General features: G+C 41.4%; 11 protein-coding genes and 3 pseudogenes. 8 read left to right on the forward strand and 6 right to left on the reverse strand.

Going from position 1 to position 19,911, the window contains the following annotated elements; genetic code table 11:
* Nucleotides 1-13: 13 nt before the first annotated feature.
* The gene (locus TOL9009_RS0125565) at nt 14-1,207 is read right to left on the reverse strand and encodes a DUF262 domain-containing protein (RefSeq protein WP_051503027.1); all 1,194 of its coding nucleotides are present in this window, start codon (nt 1,205-1,207) and stop codon (nt 14-16) included.
* Nucleotides 1,208-1,451: 244 nt separating this feature from the next.
* Nucleotides 1,452-2,267, reverse strand: a complete 816-nt coding sequence (locus tag TOL9009_RS0125570) for a carbon-nitrogen hydrolase family protein (RefSeq protein WP_029635780.1) — start codon at nt 2,265-2,267, stop codon at nt 1,452-1,454.
* Between the two features lie 213 nt (nt 2,268-2,480).
* Between TOL9009_RS0125570 and TOL9009_RS49670 the strand changes: the two are divergent.
* Both TOL9009_RS49670 and TOL9009_RS0125575 read left to right on the forward strand, forming a co-directional pair.
* Nucleotides 2,481-2,558: pseudogene (locus tag TOL9009_RS49670) on the forward strand (MarC family protein); the annotation flags it as partial.
* 89 nt (nt 2,559-2,647) lie between these two features.
* A pseudogene (locus tag TOL9009_RS0125575) lies at nt 2,648-2,842 on the forward strand (hypothetical protein); the annotation flags it as partial.
* 185 nt (nt 2,843-3,027) lie between these two features.
* On the opposite strand, the gene TOL9009_RS0125580 reads toward TOL9009_RS0125575, so the two are convergent.
* A complete protein-coding gene (locus TOL9009_RS0125580; protein WP_029635783.1) occupies nt 3,028-4,746 on the reverse strand; it encodes a pentapeptide repeat-containing protein in 1,719 nt (572 codons plus the stop codon).
* Between the two features lie 470 nt (nt 4,747-5,216).
* On the opposite strand from TOL9009_RS0125580, the gene TOL9009_RS0125590 reads away from it, so the two are divergent.
* On the forward strand, nt 5,217-8,195 hold the full coding sequence (locus TOL9009_RS0125590) for a zinc-dependent metalloprotease (RefSeq protein WP_029635787.1): 2,979 nt from the start codon (nt 5,217-5,219) through the stop codon (nt 8,193-8,195).
* Between the two features lie 192 nt (nt 8,196-8,387).
* On the opposite strand, the gene TOL9009_RS0125595 is transcribed toward TOL9009_RS0125590, so the two are convergent.
* Both TOL9009_RS0125595 and TOL9009_RS0125600 read right to left on the reverse strand, forming a co-directional pair.
* Entirely contained in the window at nt 8,388-8,936 is a 549-nt protein-coding gene (locus tag TOL9009_RS0125595) for a pentapeptide repeat-containing protein (protein WP_029635789.1), read from the reverse strand.
* 333 nt (nt 8,937-9,269) lie between these two features.
* A complete protein-coding gene (locus TOL9009_RS0125600) occupies nt 9,270-10,238 on the reverse strand; it encodes an SGNH/GDSL hydrolase family protein (protein ID WP_029635791.1) in 969 nt (322 codons plus the stop codon).
* A gap of 356 nt (nt 10,239-10,594) precedes the next feature.
* Here TOL9009_RS0125600 and TOL9009_RS47755 point away from each other — a divergent pair, with 356 nt between their 5' ends.
* The gene (locus tag TOL9009_RS47755; RefSeq protein ID WP_186227720.1) at nt 10,595-10,711 is read left to right on the forward strand and encodes an RNA polymerase subunit sigma; all 117 of its coding nucleotides are present in this window, start codon (nt 10,595-10,597) and stop codon (nt 10,709-10,711) included.
* A gap of 454 nt (nt 10,712-11,165) precedes the next feature.
* The gene (locus TOL9009_RS0125610; RefSeq protein ID WP_029635795.1) at nt 11,166-14,057 is read left to right on the forward strand and encodes a glycerol-3-phosphate acyltransferase; all 2,892 of its coding nucleotides are present in this window, start codon (nt 11,166-11,168) and stop codon (nt 14,055-14,057) included.
* Nucleotides 14,058-14,089: 32 nt separating this feature from the next.
* Here TOL9009_RS0125610 and TOL9009_RS0125615 read toward each other — a convergent pair.
* Nucleotides 14,090-14,347, reverse strand: a pseudogene (locus TOL9009_RS0125615) (ATP-binding protein); the annotation flags it as partial.
* Nucleotides 14,348-15,310: 963 nt separating this feature from the next.
* Here TOL9009_RS0125615 and TOL9009_RS0125620 point away from each other — a divergent pair.
* From TOL9009_RS0125620 to TOL9009_RS0125630, 3 genes are all read left to right on the forward strand, one after another.
* Nucleotides 15,311-16,669, forward strand: a complete 1,359-nt coding sequence (locus tag TOL9009_RS0125620) for a CmpA/NrtA family ABC transporter substrate-binding protein (protein WP_029635799.1) — start codon at nt 15,311-15,313, stop codon at nt 16,667-16,669.
* A gap of 188 nt (nt 16,670-16,857) precedes the next feature.
* The gene (gene ntrB, locus TOL9009_RS0125625; protein ID WP_029635801.1) at nt 16,858-17,697 is read left to right on the forward strand and encodes a nitrate ABC transporter permease; all 840 of its coding nucleotides are present in this window, start codon (nt 16,858-16,860) and stop codon (nt 17,695-17,697) included.
* Nucleotides 17,698-17,853: 156 nt separating this feature from the next.
* On the forward strand, nt 17,854-19,857 hold the full coding sequence (locus TOL9009_RS0125630; protein WP_029635803.1) for an ABC transporter ATP-binding/substrate-binding protein: 2,004 nt from the start codon (nt 17,854-17,856) through the stop codon (nt 19,855-19,857).
* The last annotated feature ends 54 nt before the right edge of the window (nt 19,858-19,911 follow it).

A 19,911-nucleotide genomic window follows, 5' to 3' on the forward strand; every position in this document is an offset into this window, starting at 1 on the left:
TTTCTACTAAAGTTTATGATACGTAACCTTGTAGAAAGTTATGAAAATAATTTATACGTGCTTCTACATCTTTTCTGTTATTGTATCTACTATCAAAAAGGGGTCTATTATTCTCTTCCTTGATGTATAACAATTCTTGATTTGAATATAAAGCATTTTTTATCGATTCGCGATGGTTGAGAAAACTTTCCTTGTAAGAAATATTATTTGCAAACACCTGCATCATTGAATCGTAAATAATTTTTAATGGCGCTTTATTGTCACGCTTTTCTTTTGGTAGGATAAAAGCTGAATCTCCAAATATTGAATAAATCAAATTAATGGTTTCATTAAAAAGGGTTTCAAGATTTTTTATTGTTTGTTCTGGATAACCGTTTGCCTGCTTTAAATAGCCATCCAAAAATTTATCCACTGGGGATTTGAAGTTAGCTATATGACGATAAGCAAAGAATCGCAAAACCAATTCAACATCTTCCATTTTGCGATAAGGTTCGCTTTTAAGTAATTCTTCTTCTCCTTCTGATTCTAAAGGTAGCTTCCACATTTTACGGAAAGAGTCATTTTCAGCAAGTTTTATACACAATTGGTTAAACTTGCCATTGCGTAAAGCATTTCTTGTTTCCTGTGGAGTTAGTTTCTCTCCACCACTATTCAATCTTTCAAAAACTATTTGTTTTAGAAAATCAGCTTCTTCTGTGCTTTTTGCTGTTTCCTGCAACAATACGATAGATGATAAATAACGCCTATCTATTCCTCTTTTAATTTGTTCGGGTAAATTTTTATAATTTCTCCCGTTAAGTTCCTGCCAATATTCTAATCCTTCTAAGTTAAATTTTCCTTTATAAAAATCATAAATAGCAGTTAGCCTTTGCAGTCCGTCCATTACTTCATAAATAGAATAATCTACTTCATACAGGAAGATAGGCGGAATCGGCACATTCATTATCAAGGATTCTATCAAACGAGATTTTCGAGTATTGTCCCACCTTTTTCTGCGCTGGTATTCAGGATTTAGGATATACTTTTGACTGTCAAGCATAGGTTCTATACTATCAAGTGGGTAACGAGCTTGTTCCGTTACAATTCTTATCTCTCCCTTCTTGTATTTTTCGTTAATCTCGTCGTCCGAAAGAGAGACTTGAGAAATATCCGACTTATCTCGGAAAAGAAATGTTTCACCTGGAATTAAGTGACTATTTGTTATCATGCTGGGGTCTCCAAATTTTGTGGTGATAAACTTTTTTTAATATAGACGGCACTGCACCTCCATTGTCTCACTGAAAGCCAAAAAGCCTCGCTTGATATTTATCCTAAAGACTTACCTGCCATTCCTTGTGCCGTTTTTTAGTTCATCGAACTCACGTTAACATTAATAAAAATATCGCAACCCTCGTAGAGACGTTCCGCCGGAACGTCTCTACGTGGAGATGTAAATTTTGGCAAATAATTAGCTAGATGAATACGCGATGTTGTAAGCTCGGCATTTGACGGCGTACTTGTTCTAGCCGAGAGAAATTAATTTCGGCGATCGCTACTCCCGGTTTTTCCCCAGCATCGGCTAAAATCATTCCCCAAGGATCGATAATCATCGCGTGTCCGTGGTTTTGACGACGAGCGTAATTTACTCCAGTTTGCGCCGGTGCGATGACATAACAGGTGTTTTCGATTGCCCGCGCTTGTAGTAATACTTGCCAATGATCTTTACCAGTAAAAGCGGTGAAAGCTGCCGGAATAAATAAAATATCTGCCCCTTTGTGAGATAAATGGCGGTAAAGTTCGGGAAAACGGACATCGTAGCAAACAGAAAGTCCGATATTGCCGAGTTTTTCGGAAAAATAAATGGGGGGTGTTTGTTTCCCAGCCATCACCGTACTCGACTCACGATAAGTATTGCCGTCAGGGACATTCACATCAAATAAATGTACCTTTTGGTAGTGGGCAACTTCTTGACCGTTTGGGTCAATGAGTGTGGAAGTATTGTAGACTTTACCGGTATTATCTACAGGTACAGGATAGCTGCCGCCAACAATGGTAACTTGATAGCGTTGCGCCATTTTTTTGAGGAATATTTCCGATTCTTTGGCGATCGCTTCAATTTGAGCAAGTTTATCCTTTTCTTCGCCCATAAACGAGAAATTTTCTGGCAAACCCACTAATTCCGCACCTTGATGGACGGCTAAATCGATAAATTCCTCTGCCTGTGCCAAATTTTTTTCCAGATTTGGTACACTGGTCATTTGAATAGCGGCGGCTAAATATGACTTCATAGATCCAATAACGAATAGTGGAGTTGTGAGGGGTAGATTATTAAATATATCTTTACTTTGTGCAGTTGCTCTCCATATACTTTATCTTCCCCGAATTTATTAACCAACGAACACTTTACTCAAATTTATCATCATCTTAATCTTCCTACGGGTTATAGAAAAATCAACGAATTTGAGGTTAGGTTGTGAGAAAACCTTGATAAAGCTTCTGCTGTGGATATTTCTGTTTTCGTTAAAACCTTTGTTGCTGTGTTTGTTCTTGCTGATGCAGTGGGTAATATACCGATACTTTTTTGGCAATAGAGATTGGTAGCGCGGGAATTAAGGAGTTGTTTTGAGTTATATAAAACGAACCGCACCAGGGGCAGAGGAGGACAGGATTGAGTTACGACAATGCTTGTAAATATTTAGCGGAACAGTATCCATCTGAGTTTGTTCGTTGGCTACTTGGGGTTGAGGTGCAGGAAATAACAGTTTTGAAAACCGAATTGACTTTGGAACCAATTCGTGCAGATGCTGTTACGTTTGTGCAAGCGGCTAACCAGATTTTGCACATTGAATTTCAAACTTTAACGGAAATACGTAGTTCGTGCGGAAATCCTGATTTTCTTTCGTAGTAAGCACTTTAGTGCAGGACTTACGCACTCGTCATGATAAAATGAACCGCCAAGTATACCAAGTGCGCCAAGTAATAAGAGTTGCAGAGAGTTTTTGCGTAAGTCCTGTAGTGCTTAAAATAAGCACTTCAACACTTACTACCTCACCCCAATCCCAGTTGCTGCTTTAACTCCTTTGGTACATTAACTGCTGTATCTAACCCGCGCACACCTTGCCAGTATTGATTTTCATTCCAAGTCAACTGTTCTAAATTAGCGTCGCTGAGGTCGGTATTACCAAGAATCGCGTAGCTGAGGTTACTATGACTGAGGTTGGCACTGCTGAAAATAGCACCACTGAGGTTGCTGCCACTGAGGTTGCTGCCACTGAGGTTGGCACCGCTGAAGTCTGTACCAAAGAGTACAGCCTCACTGAGGTCAGCACCACTCAGGTCAGCATCATTGAGAGTTACTCCACTCAAATCAGCTTGGTTGAGAGTCACTCCACTCAAATCGGTGTCGCTGAGGTCAGCACCTAAAAACATGACACTGGTAAGGTTGGCATGATTTAGCTTGGCACCATTGAGTTTGGCATAGCTGAGGTCAGCCGCAACCAGGATGGCGTCACTCAAGTTGGTGCTGAAAAGAATTGTATCGCTGAGGTTGGTGCCGTTGAGTTTGGCGTTACTCAGGTTAGCACCGCTGAGGTCAGCGCGGCAAAGGTCGGCATGGTTGAGGTTGACACCCTTCAAGTTGGCTTCGCTGAGGTTGGCACCAAAAAGGATGGCATCACAGAGGTTAGCACCATTGAGGTCAGCATCCCTAAGGTTGCTGCTGCTAAGGTTGACGCTACTGAGGTTGGCACCACTCAGATTGGTGCTTCTGAGATCAGCGCTACTCAGATCAGCGCGGTTGAGGTTGGCATTGCTGAGGTTGGCACCGCTGAGGTTGGTGCTGCTGAGGTCAACACCGCTAAGATTGGCACCGCTGAGGTTGGCACCGCTGAGGTTGGCATCGCCAAGGTTAGCACCTTTGAGGTTAGCATTGCTAAAGTTGACACCAGTTAAGTTGGCATCACCGAAGTAAGTATTTTTTAGGTTGGCTTGGCTGAAATTAGCACCAGTTAAGTTAGCATCACCAAGGTAAGCACCGCTAAAGTTGCCACCTCGAAGAAATTCCCCGACTATATTGCTAAAATTGCCAATTTCAATGGCATCGCTATAGTTAATAATCCGCAGTAGTTGAGATGTGAAAAAATTTTCTTTTCCTGGTTGGGAAGATGGATAAAAGTTAATTTTTTGCTTTAAGTCGTCTTTTGTTTGAGCATAACGGTGTAATTCTAAAAGCAAAATCATCACGTTTAGTCCGGTCTGTATGTCTATTTGTCGCAGTCGGAAGGTAATGTTTTGTGCTTGCAACTGTAACATTTTTTTCTGTGGTAAGTTATCATCAGGTGCAGCATCGATAAATTCTCCGCGACACCAGCGGCAATAAAAATTTTCTAAACGCTGGAAAAGCGGAATTGGTCGAAATTCTTGACTGGTAGTAAGCAAGTTGATTACTTGTTCGACTATTTCTGTTGTCAGGGTGGAGTTGCCGAAAATATTATAAATCTGCTCGTGCAGTTGGCGATCGCCTATATGAAAGCTCAAACCACTACCTGCTTTTGTCCATTCTTCTAACTTTTTTTGCAGCTGTTCCGGAAATATAAATTCCTGCAAATTCTTTTGCGAAAACTCAATACTTTTATCTTGTTCTTTGACATTCTTTTTTAAAGGTAAAAATACTTGGGTTCCCACAGATGTTGTCGTTGGCATCTGTTGTAACTCCGTTTCCTTGCAGAACGTTATCAAACGCTTCCAGACTTGAGACAAATGTGACATTATTGTGTCCGTAGTTACTATACACCTACTGATGATTTAGAGAATACTTAAAGTTTTTTGGTTGATTTGCTGATTATTCCGGAAAACTATTGGTATTATTTAGCACTATTTTTTTGAGTGTTATAACTTGCTTTTCCTTTGATTAAAAGTAGAATATCAGATTGAAAAGTTTTTCGATTGTCAGTAGACTTAATCGATTTAGTCAAATTGTTAGACTTTTTTTCAGCATATTTCCAGATTTGATGTAAAAATAATACGTACTCTGTGCTACCAAGGCAATTGTTAGCAAAAATACTACAGCAAAAAAGTATAACAAAGCTCAAAATGTCAGTTAAAACTAAACAAAAAGCTTTTTGCTTGATATTAAGCAACTAATATAGTTTTTCGTTGACATAAGGGACTTGAAGCAAGTTTGCTTGGCTTAAAAGAAACTAAAAATTAATTAGGGGTCACTTTCAGGAATGGATCGAATGAACAGATTAACGTTTTGTGTGATTTTGTTGCATAGTTTGTGTCTATCATCAGCAAGCGTTAGCGCTAAGTCACCGTCTGTTAATGCGGTCGTTGACACCTTTGTTTTGCACAAAGGGACACCAGTACAAAGCTATAAGAAGACAGAAGTGACAGGTGGAGAGGCTTTTTCCCTTTCCACACCGCGCTACTCACAGAAAGCGAATGCTAATTTACACAATAAATTTGGGCTACCTAGAGAACAAGTATGGGTAATCAAGAATAACAAACTTCCGTTGCGTCAGCCTTTTATTTGGGTCGTTAAAGACAACAAAAAAGCTGCACAGCAACCATTTTTGCAAATCAGCAAAGTCCCCGACAAACCGGATGAAAAGCCTAATACTACCACTAAACCAACAAAAAAGGATGAACTGCAACAATTTGATGAAGTAATTAAAGATACCCAAAAGCAGCAGGGACTGTTTACTCTTTACCGTAATAAAGACAAGAATAAAATTTATTTAGAAATTAAACCTGAGCAACTCAATAAAAATTATCTAGCCAATGCAACGCTAGAATCAGGAATTGGGGAACGCGGTATTTATAGCGGGATGCCTTTGCAAGATTTTTTATTTTACTTCCAACGAGTAAATAATAAGTTGCATTTTATTGTCCGCAATGTTAATTTTCGTACTCGCGAAGGAGATCCACAAGCGCGATCGCTTGCCCGTTCTTTCAGTGATTCGGTTCTCTACACCATCCCCATCAAAAGCATCAACTCCCAAAGCAAAACCATTCTCATCGACTTAAGCGACTTGCTACTTACCGACATAGCGGGAGTATCTGCGAGTTTGGGAATCCCCGCTGATAAAGATGATTCTTATTTTGGTACTGCTAAAACCTTCCCGGCAAATATGGAAATTGAATCGATTTTAAATTTCACCCGCAGCGGGAGTAAGGACGAACCTGTGGCGAATTTTGCTACACTACCTGATGACCGTGGCTTTACGCTGCGGGTGCATTACAGTATTTCCCAACTACCAGAAAACAACTATCAACCGCGTTTGGCTGATGAACGTGTTGGCTATTTTATCACCGCTTATCAAGATTTATCTGACGACGATCGCGGCGATCCGTTTGTCCGCTACATCAATCGCTGGAAGTTGGAAAAACAAAATCCGAATGCGGCAATTTCCCCACCGAAAAAACCGATTGTTTTTTGGATTGATAACGCCGTCCCTTTAGAATACCGCGATGCCATTAAAGAAGGCGTTCTCATGTGGAATAAAGCTTTTGAAAAAGCCGGATTCCAAGATGCGATTCAAGTACAGCAAATGCCGGATAACGCCACTTGGGACCCGGCAGATATCCGCTACAATACTATTCGCTGGATTAACACGGTGGATGGATATTTTGCCCTCGGACCATCCCGCGTCAACCCGCTAACTGGGGAAATTTTAGACGCAGATATTTTAGTAGACGGTAGCTTTGTCCGCGCCCTCAAAAAAGATTATCGCGATATTGTCCAACCCAGTCAAGGAGAAAGCCGCACTTCTCTATCAGCGTTGATGCAAAATCGTTTGCTTTGTGCAAATGGTTTAGAAGGTAGAAATACTCCCAACCAAAAGCCGCAAGAAAGTAAATTGTTAAATCGTTTATCGAAAATGGCAGGTGAGTACGATTTATGCTATGGCTTAGAAGCTGCAAATCAGTTTGCGATTGGGACAACGGCGATGTCACTATTGCAAAACACACCACCGACTAGCGAACAAATAAAAGACTATATCCATCAATATATACGTTTAATTATTGCTCACGAAGTTGGACATACTCTTGGTTTACGTCATAACTTCCGTGGTAGTACTTTACTGCCACCAGAAGAATTGAACAATACTAAAATCACTCGCAGCAGAGGTTTAACGACCTCGGTAATGGATTATATTCCCCCGAATATCGCACCGACCGGGGTGAAGCAGGGAGATTATTTTCCAAATATGGTGGGACCTTATGATGAATGGGCAATTAAGTACGGCTACACATCAATTCAAGCAGCCACTCCCGCAGCGGAAAAACCAGCATTGAATGCGATCGCTCAACAATCTGACAAGCCTGAGTTAAGTTATTCTACAGATGAGGATGTGTCTGACCTCGACCCGACTGCCGATGCTTGGGACAATAGTAGTAATGTGCTGCTTTATTCGGAGTGGCAGTTAGAAAATTCCCGTGTGATGTGGGATAGGCTCAATAAACGTTATCCCTTAGCTGGCGATAGTTATAGTGATGTGACGGAACGCTTTAGTACGATATTAAGTAACTATTTTCAGAATATTTATTATACTACTAAATACATTGGCGGGCAGTCTTTTTACCGAGTCAAAGCAGGCGATAGCCAAGGTAGATTACCATTTGAAGCAGTAACAGTAGAAAAACAACGGCAAGCGTTAGCGACGTTACAACAATATATGTTTGCAGAAAATGCGCTCACCTTCTCGCCGGAACTACTGAATAAATTAGCACCATCGAGGTGGCGACATTGGGGTAGCAAAACTCGTACTGGGCGTTTGGATTATCCGATACACGATTTGATATTAAATATGCAGAGTATGGTGTTGCGAGAACTGCTATCAAGCGATCGCATTTCCCGACTCAGCGACATTGAACTTAAAAGTCCTCCTGGGAAAGCTTTGACTTTGCCAGAACTATTTGATACTTTGCAAAATGGCATCTGGACGGAAGTTCTCACTCCCTACGGCAAACAAATGAAAATTAGTAGTTTGCGCCGAGGTTTGCAACAAGAATATCTCGATTTGTTGACAGGGATGGTGTTGCGAAAAGAACGAGTACCAGAAGATGCGCGGACAATGGCGTGGTATAAGTTAAAACAATTGCAAGAAAAGCTCAATGGTGCAGACTCAAAAGACGAATATACGAAAGCGCACTTATTACAAACACGCGATCGCATTGAGAAAGTCTTAAATGCCCCATTGCAAGGAAATTAGGCGTTGCTGAATTCAGTAGGAATCTGGAAGAGACGCGATCGGTCGCGTCTCTACAAGGGTTTTGACATCACGCACAATCATTTTCATACATCTAATCAGCAACAGTCTCTGATATGATGTCGGGTTTATTACTAACAATGTAAAGACGTTCCGGCGGAACGTCTGTACGAGTTATACACCCCGTCCGTGGAATCAGCAACCACCAGCCCATGTAACCCATTTGTGAGATAAGCCTACATGCATAGTTGAACCAGCAATTTCCTGTTCAGTGATGGTTGCTCCATTTATATTTGTGTTGTAGAATTCAGCTTCATTCAAATTACTGCCAATCAAATTTGCCCTTTCAAGATTGGCTCCACTTAAATCGGCTCCACTCAATTCTGCCTCGCTGAGATTAGCTCCAATCAAGTTTGCCTGCACTAAATTTGCACTCCGCAAATCAGCGCGACTCAAGTTAGTTCCCTCCAAATTGACTTTAATCAAGTCTGCCCCAATAAAGTTTGCCTCACTCAAATTTGCATCCTTTAAGTTGGCTCCATTTAGGTCTGCATCAGTTAAGTTTGACCGACTCAAATCGGCTCCACTTAAATCGGCTCGACTCAAATCGGCTCCACTCAAATCGGCTCCACCTAAATTTACACCTCTCAAATCCGCATCAGAAAGGTTTGCTTGATGCAAATTTGCTCCGTTGAAATTTCGTTCTCCCGCTGCATATAACTTGCGGAGTTTGTTAGTATCCATTTTGTTTGCCTCGCTATGTCTACAGGTACTGTAAATAACCCTCAAACCACACGAAGACATAAAGAAAGAATTTAGAAGTTTCGTAGTGAGCGATTTATCGCTCAATTTTAAGCGCTTCAGCGCTTACTACGAACTTTCATAACAATGATATCGCTCAATTTTAAGCGCTGTTAGCGGAGCTTTCCCGCAGGGTAGCGCTTACTACGAACTTTCACAACGTAGTATTCTTATTTTGCTAGAGTTTCTCTGTTGTGGAACGTTTGCTTCATGGAAATATATATCAATAGTAAAGACGTTCCATCGGAACGTCTCTACAAACATGTCGTTATTCAATCAAACTTGATATGCTGTATTATCCTTTAATAACTCAAGAAGCTTCAGCTCAATTTTCTCTCTCAGTAAATGGTTGCCTTGCAAGTTGAAGTGAATGTGGTCTTGATAGATAGCTTTTGGCTCTTTGATGGCGTTGAATGTCGGGAGAAAATCTATATAAGTAATTTGCTGCGCTTCGGTAAAATCTTTCAGCCGCTGACGTGCGGTAATTTCATAATCTCGCGAACCTGGTTTACCAATTTCTCGCAGTAAGGGAGTCATGACCAACAGAAATTGGCAGTTATTTTCACGAGTCAGTGCTTGAATTTTGCTAATTGCTTCGAGATTAATCCCGACGCGATCGCCTTTCTCGTCTTGCACTGCTTTTAGTTCGGGAATTAACTTTTGTTTTGTCAGATATCGCTGAAATACTTCCACCAATGCCAAAGCCGGTTTACTATCTGGATAGTTGCGATCGCGTCCTACTGGTAAAGATGTGGGAGTCGTCGCAAACAAATCATCAGTGTTAATTAGTAACACTATCGCCTCAGCGTTGAAAGTTCCAAACCGCTGCAAATAGGCTAATTCATTTCTCGGTCCCCAAGAGTTTGCGGAAGCATTCAGCACTTCGACTTTTTGATATTTACTGGTATTTACCGCGTTCCAAGAACGCATCATCAAGCTAGAAATTGTATTATCTTGGTCTGTCCACCAGCCACCATTTGCGATAGAATCGCCTAACAGCAGTACCCGCAGCGTTGAGGGTGAAGCAGTCTTTTCTATTGGCGCACTTCGCATGGAATACTGATTAATTTCGATACGATTACCAAAACGACGAGTACGCTGATTTGGTGCTAACAAATAGCCAATTTTATCATCACCGATGTAAATTAGAGGATTGCCAAAACCAAAAAGCGATCGCAGTCCTACTTCTATGATTACAAACAGTGCGGCTAATACCGTCAAAATTATTATAAGCGCAACTTTCACCTTTCAACGCCCTCAAATGATTCCTGAAAAATAACGGAGACACAAAGTAATAAATTCTACCAAAAAATCGGAAAAACGAGTTGCAATATATACTTAGCTACCTCAATCTTGCTTGTATTCCGCTTCAAGTGTATTTACGGTGAAAATTATTGATATCAGTTACAAAATTGTCCTAGCGTTAATCTACCTCTAAAGGCATAAATAATATTATTGATGTAAATTTTGCCCAGCAAGATTGAAAATTAATTATAAGTTTAGTTGCAGATGCAAATAGAAAGACTACAATCAAAGCGGGCAAATGAGCACGCTTATCAAAGGAGGCGCACATCGCTATGTCCGACTTAAACCGAGGAATCATGAAGTTTAAGGGCGCAGATTCTCCAAAAGCGGTAACTATCTCTACCGTGCTTCTTTTGGGATCGATCGCTGCTCTAATTATTTGGGCGCTGCAAGCTGGCTATGCAGTAAACTAAGGATATTAACAGCTGTTGAGGGACACTGGCAAGGACAGTTTGCCAAATTTATTTATTTGGACTAATTTATCTTTGTCTTAAGTGTTTCTCACCAGCTACTTAAAACGCTCTGAAAATAATTTATAAAAATTTTATATTTTCGAGTAGAAACTTCACATATAAAAATTGAAATCTGGCTATTGTCAAAACAGGGTGTGAAATGTATCCTAGATGTGACCGATACATAAACCGAGTCAAACGTCAAGGCACGCGTCTACATCTTTTTAAATTACTTATAGTAATTGACTTAAGTTTCAATTCCAAAGTATTTATATTTATTAATTTACGTAACTCTCATCGGCAAAGGCATCGAAAATTTTAGATGCATCTGCCACTTGTTTATATATGAAAAAATCGCCTTTATTGACGGCACAAAGAGCGAAGAAAGCTATAAATCTCAAACCCACAATTTACAATGCTTGAACTCTGGGGTGCCATAATTATTTTAATTGTCTGCCCTCTCCTGGGGGCATTACCGCTAATTAACTGGATTACCCAAGCGATGATTGGGCGGCAATTGGCACAAATGGGCACTGGTAATATTAGTGTTTCAGCCGCATTTTATCACGGAGGAAGACTGGTAGGAATTCTGGCAGTATTGTCAGAAGCATTGAAGGGAATTGCCGCTGTCTTACTTGCCCGTGCTTTCTTTGGAGAGGGATCGGCTTGGGAATTGATTGCCCTGATTGCTTTAGTATTAGGACGATACTGGGTAGGAAAAGGGGCAGGAACGACAAATGTTGTTTGGGGATTTGCGGTACACGATCCGCTGATTGCTGGTTTTGTACTTTTTCTGGTAAGTATTACCTTTAGTGTTTTTCCCAACAGACAATTGGGAAAATACGGCGTTTTGGTGTTGTTTCCTTTGATTGTCACACTTATGCACGCTCAAGATTTACCGAAAATCATGGCTGCTGTTGTTTTGGGGGTGTTACTTGGCTGGATTTATAAACGAATTCCGGATGATTTGAATTTACCAACCGAAAACGCCCAAAAAAATTCCAAAGCTGCTTTAGAATTTTTTCGCGGTCAGACAAATATTGTTTCTTTAGATGATGATTTGGATGCTGCGTTATATGGACAAAAAGCAGCTACTTTATCTAAAGTTAAGCGCTGGGGTTATCCAGTACCAAAAGGGTGGGTACTTGCACCGAAAGACGATGCAGAAGTATTAGTAGAAGTTATGTATCCTTCTGAATTATCGCCTCTAGTGGTGCGTTCCTCGGCGATTGGCGAAGACTCAGAACAAGCTTCTGCTGCCGGACAATATGAAACAATTTTAAATGTTACCAACAAACAAGAGTTGCGAGAAGCGATCGCTCGCACTCAAGCTTCTTACAACGATGCATCTGCCATGCAATATCGACGCGATCGCGGTTCCCAAGAAGCAGCAATGGCAGTGCTAGTTCAACAACAAGTCCAAAGTGTATATTCTGGGGTAGCTTTCAGCCGCGATCCGATTACTCGACAAGGAGACGCGATCGTCATTGAAGCTTTACCAGGAAGTCCGACGCAAATCGTTTCCGGACGAGTCACACCAGAACAATATCGCGCTTTTGTTGTCGAAACCGAAAATTTTAAGTTTGTGCAGTTAGAAGGCACTGGAGTTGTACCACAAGCTTTACTTAAACAAGTCGCTTACTTATGCCGACATATAGAAGAACGTTTTCACGGCATTCCCCAAGATATCGAGTGGAGTTATGACGGTCAAACTCTTTGGATATTACAAGCACGACCTATCACCACTTTACTACCAATTTGGACTCGCAAAATCGCTGCCGAAGTAATTCCCGGATTGATTCGTCCTTTAACTTGGTCGATTAACCGTCCTTTAACTTGCGGAGTCTGGGGAGAACTTTTTACTGTGGTTTTAGGCGATCGCGCTGAAGGATTAGACTTTAAAGAAACCGCCACACTTCATTATTCTAGAGCATATTTTAATGCATCCCTCTTAGGGCATATTTTTTTAAGAATGGGTTTACCGCCGGAAAGTTTAGAATTCTTAACTAGGGGTTCCAAGATGAGTAAACCACCTTGGAATTCCACCTTAAAGAATTTACCTGGATTGGCGAAGTTACTCAGACGAGAATTAAATTTAGAAAAAGACTTTAAGCGCGATTATCATAGACGCTTTGTGCCTGCTTTGTCCCAGTTGACGCAAGAATTTATCGATGACTTCGATCCGCCAAAGCTGTTAAATAGAATTGACTTTATTTTAGGATTGCTTCGCCTGGGGACTTATTACAGTATTTTAGCACCCTTGAGTGTAGCGCTGCGCCAAGGTATTTTTCGCGTCAAAGATGGCAAAATTGATAACAGCCTGACACCAGAAGTAGCCGCAATGCGATCGCTAAGTGCATTAGCCGCAGATGCCAAACAGGTATTACCTGAAGTCGAACCACAGCAAGTATTTGAGCAATTAGCACCAACCCCAGAAGGGCAGAAAATTTTACATAAATTTGACGAATTGCTTCAAGATTACGGCTATTTAAGTGAAGTGGGAACTGATATTGCCGTTCCCACTTGGAAAGAAGATCCCCAAGCGATAAAGGAGTTATTTGTGCAGCTGATGCAAGATAACCAACCGCTGATAGACAATTTAGAAGGAATTTATCGTCCGCAAAAAAGAAATAAAAAGCGAGGATTTGTGCAAAGGCGCGTGGATCTCAAAGGACGAGTTACTGAGGTATACTCACGCTTGTTAGGTGAGTTGCGCTGGTGTTTTTTGGCTTTAGAGAAGATTTGGTTAGAAGTAGGCTTGTTGAAGGAAAAAGGAGATATCTTTTTTCTAGAATTGAATGAAATACGGCAATTGATAGAGAGTTGGGATGCTCGATTGATTTTGCAGTTGCAAGACTTAGTACTAGTTAGGCGATCGCAACTCACAGAAGACAGTCAATTAAATCAAATACCTCTTTTAGTTTATGGCAATGCTCCCCCGGTGCCGCTAGCTCTTTCTAAACTCACTTCCAATCAAATATTACAAGGCATTCCCGCAAGTCACGGACAAGCTGAGGGAATAGTCAAGGTGTTGCGAAATTTACAAGATATACCAGAGATTGACCGGGATACGATATTGGTAGTACCTTATACCGATTCCGGCTGGGCACCGCTATTAGTTAGAGCCGGTGGCTTAATTGCCGAAGTTGGTGGCAGATTATCTCACGGGGCGATCGTTGCTCGTGAATATGGTATACCAGCGGTGATGGATGTCCGTGGTGCTACCTGGTTGCTGCAAGATGGTCAGCGAGTCAGAATCGATGGCTATAGGGGTATTGTGGAATTATCTAATGATTTAAGAGCGTAGGAGTGCGATCGCGTTAGGAAGTTGGAATTGCGATCGTGTTTTTTGACCACAATTTGATGGGCTATGGACAAGCCAAGTCCAGTGCCTTTACCAATGTGTTTCGTGGTAAACAACGGTTCAAACAGCCGTTGTTTGACCAGCTCAGGAATACCAATCCCATTGTCAGCAATTTTAATTACAACCATTTGTTGAGAATTTATTTGTGTTGCAATTTGAATTTGAGGAATTTGATTGCTCATTTTGCCTTTAATTATAGCTTCATCAAGAGCATCAATTGCATTTGCCAGAATAGTCCTAGTTGGATGTCTGTGGTGCTACCTGGTTGCTGCAAGATGGTTAGCGAGTCAGAATCGATGGCTATCACCTTCATGAAGAGGGGTAAAGGGGAAAGGGGGTGGAGTCATTTAAAATCAGTCGAATTATTTTAAAATATTTCTTCCTTTCCCCTTTTACCCAAACAGATTGGTGAACCGCTATAAGTAGGTGGACAAAAATATTTACAGTCATTGCGAGCGTAATGAAATGAAGCGTTCGCGAAGCGTCTCCGACAGGAGAAGCAATCCCAGCCCTTGCGATTGCTTGTCTGCGACACGCTCCGCGAACATTTCGCTTCCCTTCTCCTATCGGAGACGCTACCTGAACGCGGAAGTCAAAATTAAGAAGTCAAAAGTCAAAAAGCTTGAAATACAAGCTTTTTGGCTTTTTTGAATGGTAGCTTTATTTACGCCGACCTTTACTAGTAAGGTTCGTTTTCTTATTATTCTGCGTAAGTCATGATTACCTATAAATTTACTTGACAGTTTCCATAAATAATTATCTATATATCTTGATTAAAAACGAATAAATATAGCTTAAAAGCATTCACTCATAGTCTCAGAGTAATAATTATCATAAATAAAAAGCTATATCTTAAAAAAAATCCGGCATTTGCAACTTCACTATAAGTTTTTACTTATAGTTCCAATATAATATTTATTTAATAATTACAGTTTCAAAGATATCAATTTGTCATTAAAACCTGTAAACTGTTTTCAACAAGGTAAGTGATCCCCAAACATCACACCAAAGAGCAATAAATAACTTAACCACAGTTTCTCTGTAAGCAATTGAGCAGTCTTTTTTACTGGAAAAGGCGCATATTTGCTTATAGTTATAGCTGAAAAGTGTCATTGAAAACGCCAGAAACATAAGATTGTTTCTCTGCTTAATTTGTCGTACTTAAAAACAACTTATTTCCCAATCAAGGAGATATTATGACAGAATTTTTTGATCAATTTTCCCGCCGTAAATTTATCTTAACAGCCGGAGCCTCTGCGGGTACTGTGTTTCTCAAAGGCTGTTTGGGAAATCCTCCGCCAAGCATTACAGGTAATAGCATCAAAGCACAGCCAGTGGTTCAAACTGTTGCCAATTTAACTCCAGAACAAACACCAGAAACGACTACAGTTAAGTTAGGATATATCCCGATTGTTGAAGCGGCTGCGTTAATTATTGCTAAAGAAAAAGGCTTTTTTGCGAAGTATGGCATGACCAATGTTGACCTTGCTAAACAAGCTTCTTGGGGTGCAGCACGGGACAATGTAGAAATTGGTTCTGCTGGTGGTGGGATTGATGGTGGACAATGGCAAATGCCTATGCCGCATTTAATTACCGAAGGTTTAATTACCAAAGGTAATAAAAAGATTCCCATGTATGTGCTGTGTCAATTGATTACGCATGGAAATGGAATTGCGATCGCTAACAAGCATTTAGGCAAAGGTATTAGTTTGCAACTTGCCGGCGCTAAGTCTTTATTTACACAACTCAAATCTTCAACACCTTTCACCGCTGCATTTACTTTTCCCCATGTTAACCAAGATTTGTGGATTCGCTATTGGTTAGCTGCCGGTGGTATAGATCCGGATGCAGATGTCAAATTGCTCACAGTACCAGCAGCGCAAACTGTCGCGAATATGAAGACGGGTACGATGGATGCCTTTAGTACCGGCGATCCTTGGTGCAATCGGCTTGTCAAAGACAAAATTGGCTACATGGCAGCATTAACCGCAGAGATTTGGAAGAATCACCCTGAAGAATATTTTGCCATGAAAGGGGAGTGGGTTGATAAAAATCCTAAGGCAACCAAAGCAATTTTAAAAGGAATTATGGCGGCTCAACAATGGTTAGATAATTTTGATAACCGGAAGGAAGCGGCTCAAATTCTTTCTAGCAGAAATTATTTTAATCTGCCTGCGGAAGTTTTGATTGAACCATTCCAAGGTAAGTATGACATGGGTGATGGTCGCAAAATTGATGATAAATCAATGGCTGCTTATTACTGGAAAGATGGAAAAGGTAGTGTTTCTTATCCTTATAAGAGTCATGATTTGTGGTTTTTAGTTGAAAATGTTCGCTGGGGATTTTTGCCGAAAGATTACTTGACGAAAGCTAAAGCATTAATTGATAAAGTCAACCGCGAAGATATTTGGAAAGAAGCTGCGAAAGAAGCTGGAATTGCTGCTGCTGATATTCCTACAAGTACTTCGCGTGGGGTGGAAGAGTTTTTTGATGGGGTTAAGTTTGACCCGGAGAAGCCAGAGGAATATCTCAAGAGTTTGAAGATTAAGAAGTAAATAATAGCCCGGACGACTGGAAGTCGCGCGCCACATGCTTCAAGTCGGCAGAGCCGCCCAACGCAGTGGCTTGGCTACACAAACGAAGTCCGCCTGCGCGGACTAGAAGAAAGAAGTCGCGGCTACACAAACGAAGTCCGCCTGCGCGGACTAGAAGAAAGAAAGTAATTAAGAGGAGGATATAGACAATGACAATCGCTCAAAAACGTCCTGCTGGTGCAAGGTTAGATAATAGCTTTATTTCTTGGTTGAAGAAGCAGTTTCCTAATTTGATTCCTCCGGCTGTTGCGATCGCTATCTTTTTAATTATCTGGCAATTATTTGCTTTCATTCCTGGGGCAACTTTACCGGGACCAATACAGGTTGTCCAAGATACTTGGATCTTGATATTTTGGCCCTTTTATGACAACGGTGGCATAGATAAGGGCTTGTTTTGGCAGATTTTAGCTAGTTTGAAAAGAGTTGCCATTAGCTATACTTTAGCGGCAGTTGTCGGTATTGGTGTCGGCATTTTGATCGGTGTTAACCAAACAATGTCCAAAGCTTTAGATCCTCTGTTTCAACTACTGCGGACTGTACCACCTTTGGCTTGGGTGCCAATTTCCTTAGCAGCTTTGCGACAAAACGAACCGGCTGCTTTATTCGTAATTTTCATCACCGCAATTTGGCCCATTTTAATTAACACTGCTGTCGGCGTCACTCAAATTCCCCAAGATTACAACAACGTCGCCAAAGTTCTGCAACTTAGCCGCAAAGAATATTTCACAAACATACTAATTCCAGCGGCTTTACCTTACATTTTCACCGGATTAAGAATTGCGATTGGTTTGGCTTGGTTAGCAATTATTGCCGCAGAAATTGTGATGTCGGGTATTGTCGGGATTGGCTTCTTCATCTGGGATGCTTATCAAAATAATAACGTCAGTGAAGTTATTTTGGCTCTAGTTTATATCGGCATTGTCGGTCTATTGCTAGATAAACTCATGAGTTGGATTCAAAACAAGATTTTACCAGCAGAACAGAAGTAAGTAAGGAATCAGAAGAAGGGCAAAGGGAAAGAATTATTACCAATGACGCCAGATGCTTCAACGGAGGGAACCTCCGCAACGCACTGGCTCCCCAATGCCCAATGCCCAATGCCCAATGCCCATTGCCCATTGCCCCATATCATTTAACAAATTGCCATGTCTATCTTTGTTGCTGTTGAAGAAATTGATAAAGTTTTTGAATTAACCGGCGGTGGAAAATATATTGCCCTCAAAGGGATTAATCTGGAGATTAAAAAAGGAGAATTCGTTTCTCTAATTGGTCACTCCGGTTGCGGAAAATCGACTTTGTTAAATATGATTGCCGGTCTGGATTTGCCAAGCGAAGGTGTTGTAACTTTGGAAGGACAAAGAATCACCAAACCAGGTCCAGATAGAATGGTGGTGTTTCAAAATTATTCGCTGTTACCTTGGCGAACTGTGAGAGAAAATATTACCCTTGCTGTAGACTCAGTAATGAAGGGTTTACCGGCAGGTGAACGCAAAGCAATTGTTGAAAAACATATCGATATGGTGGGGTTGCGTCCCCACGCAGATAAGCAACCCGGTATGTTATCTGGTGGACAAAAGCAACGGGTAGCGATCGCTCGCGCTTTAGCAATTCGTCCTAAGTTACTATTGCTAGATGAGCCATTTGGTGCATTGGATGCTCTGACACGCGGCAATTTGCAAGAACAATTGATGCAGATTTGTCAAGAAAATCAAGTTACCGCCGTGATGGTGACACACGATGTTGATGAGGCGGTGCTGTTGTCTGATAGAATTGTCATGTTGACCAATGGACCCGAATCGAAAATTGGTGACATTTTAGAAGTTGATATTCCCAGACCCCGCAAGCGCATGGAAGTAGTAGAACATCCGAGTTACTACAGCTTGCGAAGTGAGATGATTTACTTCCTCAACCAGCAAAAACGCATCAAGAAAATTAGAGCGCGGAAAACTGCTAATATTGCCCGTCATGGCTTAGAAAAAGTTAACTTAGAAATTGGCTTTTTACCCCTGACTGCTTGCGCTCCTTTAGCGATCGCTAAAGAAAAAGGCTTCTTCACCAAACATGGTTTAGATGAAGTTACCCTCGTGCGCGAAAGTAGCTGGCGTGGTATCGTTGATGGGATGACCGGCGGTTATTTAGATGCCGCGCAAATGCCCTCAGGAATGCCGATGTGGTTGACCTTAGGAGGACATAACAACCAACCTTTGCCCGTGGTTACTGCCCTCACCATGACCCGCAACGGTAACGCTATCACCTTAGCGAGACGCTTCTATGAAGAAGGTGTGCAAAGCTTATCAGACTTCAAAAATTACCTGCTTCGCACCCGCGACTTACGGCATACAATGGGCGTAGTGCATCCCGCCTCAATGCATAATTTGCTACTGCGCTACTGGCTAGCTGCTGGGGGAATTGACCCCGATTTAGACGTGGATATGAAGACTATTCCCCCAGCGCAAATGGTTGCAGACTTGAAAGCTGGCAGTATAGATGGTTATTGCGTGGGCGAACCTTGGAATTATCGCGCTGCGGTGGAGCAAGTTGGCTTTACTATCGCTACCGACTTAGAAGTTTGGTTTGGACATCCTGGTAAAGTTCTCGGTGTGCGTGAAGATTGGGCAGAAAATTATCCTAACACCCACATCGCGTTAACCAAAGCTTTGTTAGAAGCTTGTTATTATTGTTCAATTCCGGCAAATGCCCAAGAAATTCGGCAAATTTTAGCACGGCGGGAGTATGTCAGCAACGATATTGAGTACATTCAAATCGAAGATCCGAATAATGCCACCTGTAGCTTAGACCATCCACTGCGGGATTATGCCCATCATCAATTTTACTCTGATTCTGCCATCAATCGTCCCAGTCGCACCGAGCAAATTTGGATCATGAGTCAATTAGCACGTTGGGGTGATACTCCCTTTCCGAGAAATTGGGTGGAAGTTGTCGAAAGAGTGTGTCGAGTTCGGGTTTTCAGCACCGCAGCTCGCGAATTAGGTTTAGATATTAGCTACACTCGTCAACCGATTAAATTGTTCGATGGAACTCCCTTTAATGCTGACGATCCAATAGCTTATCTCAACAGCTTACAGATTAAACGCGATGTTTCTGTGGCAGAGGTGATTCTAGATACACCCATGAGAAAAGTAGCGTAGTAAGCACTTTAGTGCTTATTTATTTGAGCGCTGAAGCGCTCACTACTGTTATTT

The organism is [Scytonema hofmanni] UTEX 2349, assembly GCF_000582685.1.
Classification (GTDB): domain Bacteria; phylum Cyanobacteriota; class Cyanobacteriia; order Cyanobacteriales; family Nostocaceae; genus Hassallia; species Hassallia hofmanni.

What these genes read in the sequence shown, in the direction of transcription:
- TOL9009_RS0125565 (WP_051503027.1), bottom strand. Translation starts at nt 1,207, where the DNA reads ATGATAACAAATAGTCACTTAATTCCAGGTGAAACATTTCTTTTCCGA.
- TOL9009_RS0125570 (WP_029635780.1), bottom strand. Translation starts at nt 2,267, where the DNA reads ATGAAGTCATATTTAGCCGCCGCTATTCAAATGACCAGTGTACCAAAT.
- TOL9009_RS0125580 (WP_029635783.1), bottom strand. Translation starts at nt 4,746, where the DNA reads ATGTCACATTTGTCTCAAGTCTGGAAGCGTTTGATAACGTTCTGCAAG.
- TOL9009_RS0125590 (WP_029635787.1), top strand. Translation starts at nt 5,217, where the DNA reads ATGAACAGATTAACGTTTTGTGTGATTTTGTTGCATAGTTTGTGTCTA.
- TOL9009_RS0125595 (WP_029635789.1), bottom strand. Translation starts at nt 8,936, where the DNA reads ATGGATACTAACAAACTCCGCAAGTTATATGCAGCGGGAGAACGAAAT.
- TOL9009_RS47755 (WP_186227720.1), top strand. Translation starts at nt 10,595, where the DNA reads ATGAAGTTTAAGGGCGCAGATTCTCCAAAAGCGGTAACTATCTCTACC.
- TOL9009_RS0125610 (WP_029635795.1), top strand. Translation starts at nt 11,166, where the DNA reads ATGCTTGAACTCTGGGGTGCCATAATTATTTTAATTGTCTGCCCTCTC.
- TOL9009_RS0125620 (WP_029635799.1), top strand. Translation starts at nt 15,311, where the DNA reads ATGACAGAATTTTTTGATCAATTTTCCCGCCGTAAATTTATCTTAACA.
- ntrB (WP_029635801.1), top strand. Translation starts at nt 16,858, where the DNA reads ATGACAATCGCTCAAAAACGTCCTGCTGGTGCAAGGTTAGATAATAGC.
- TOL9009_RS0125630 (WP_029635803.1), top strand. Translation starts at nt 17,854, where the DNA reads ATGTCTATCTTTGTTGCTGTTGAAGAAATTGATAAAGTTTTTGAATTA.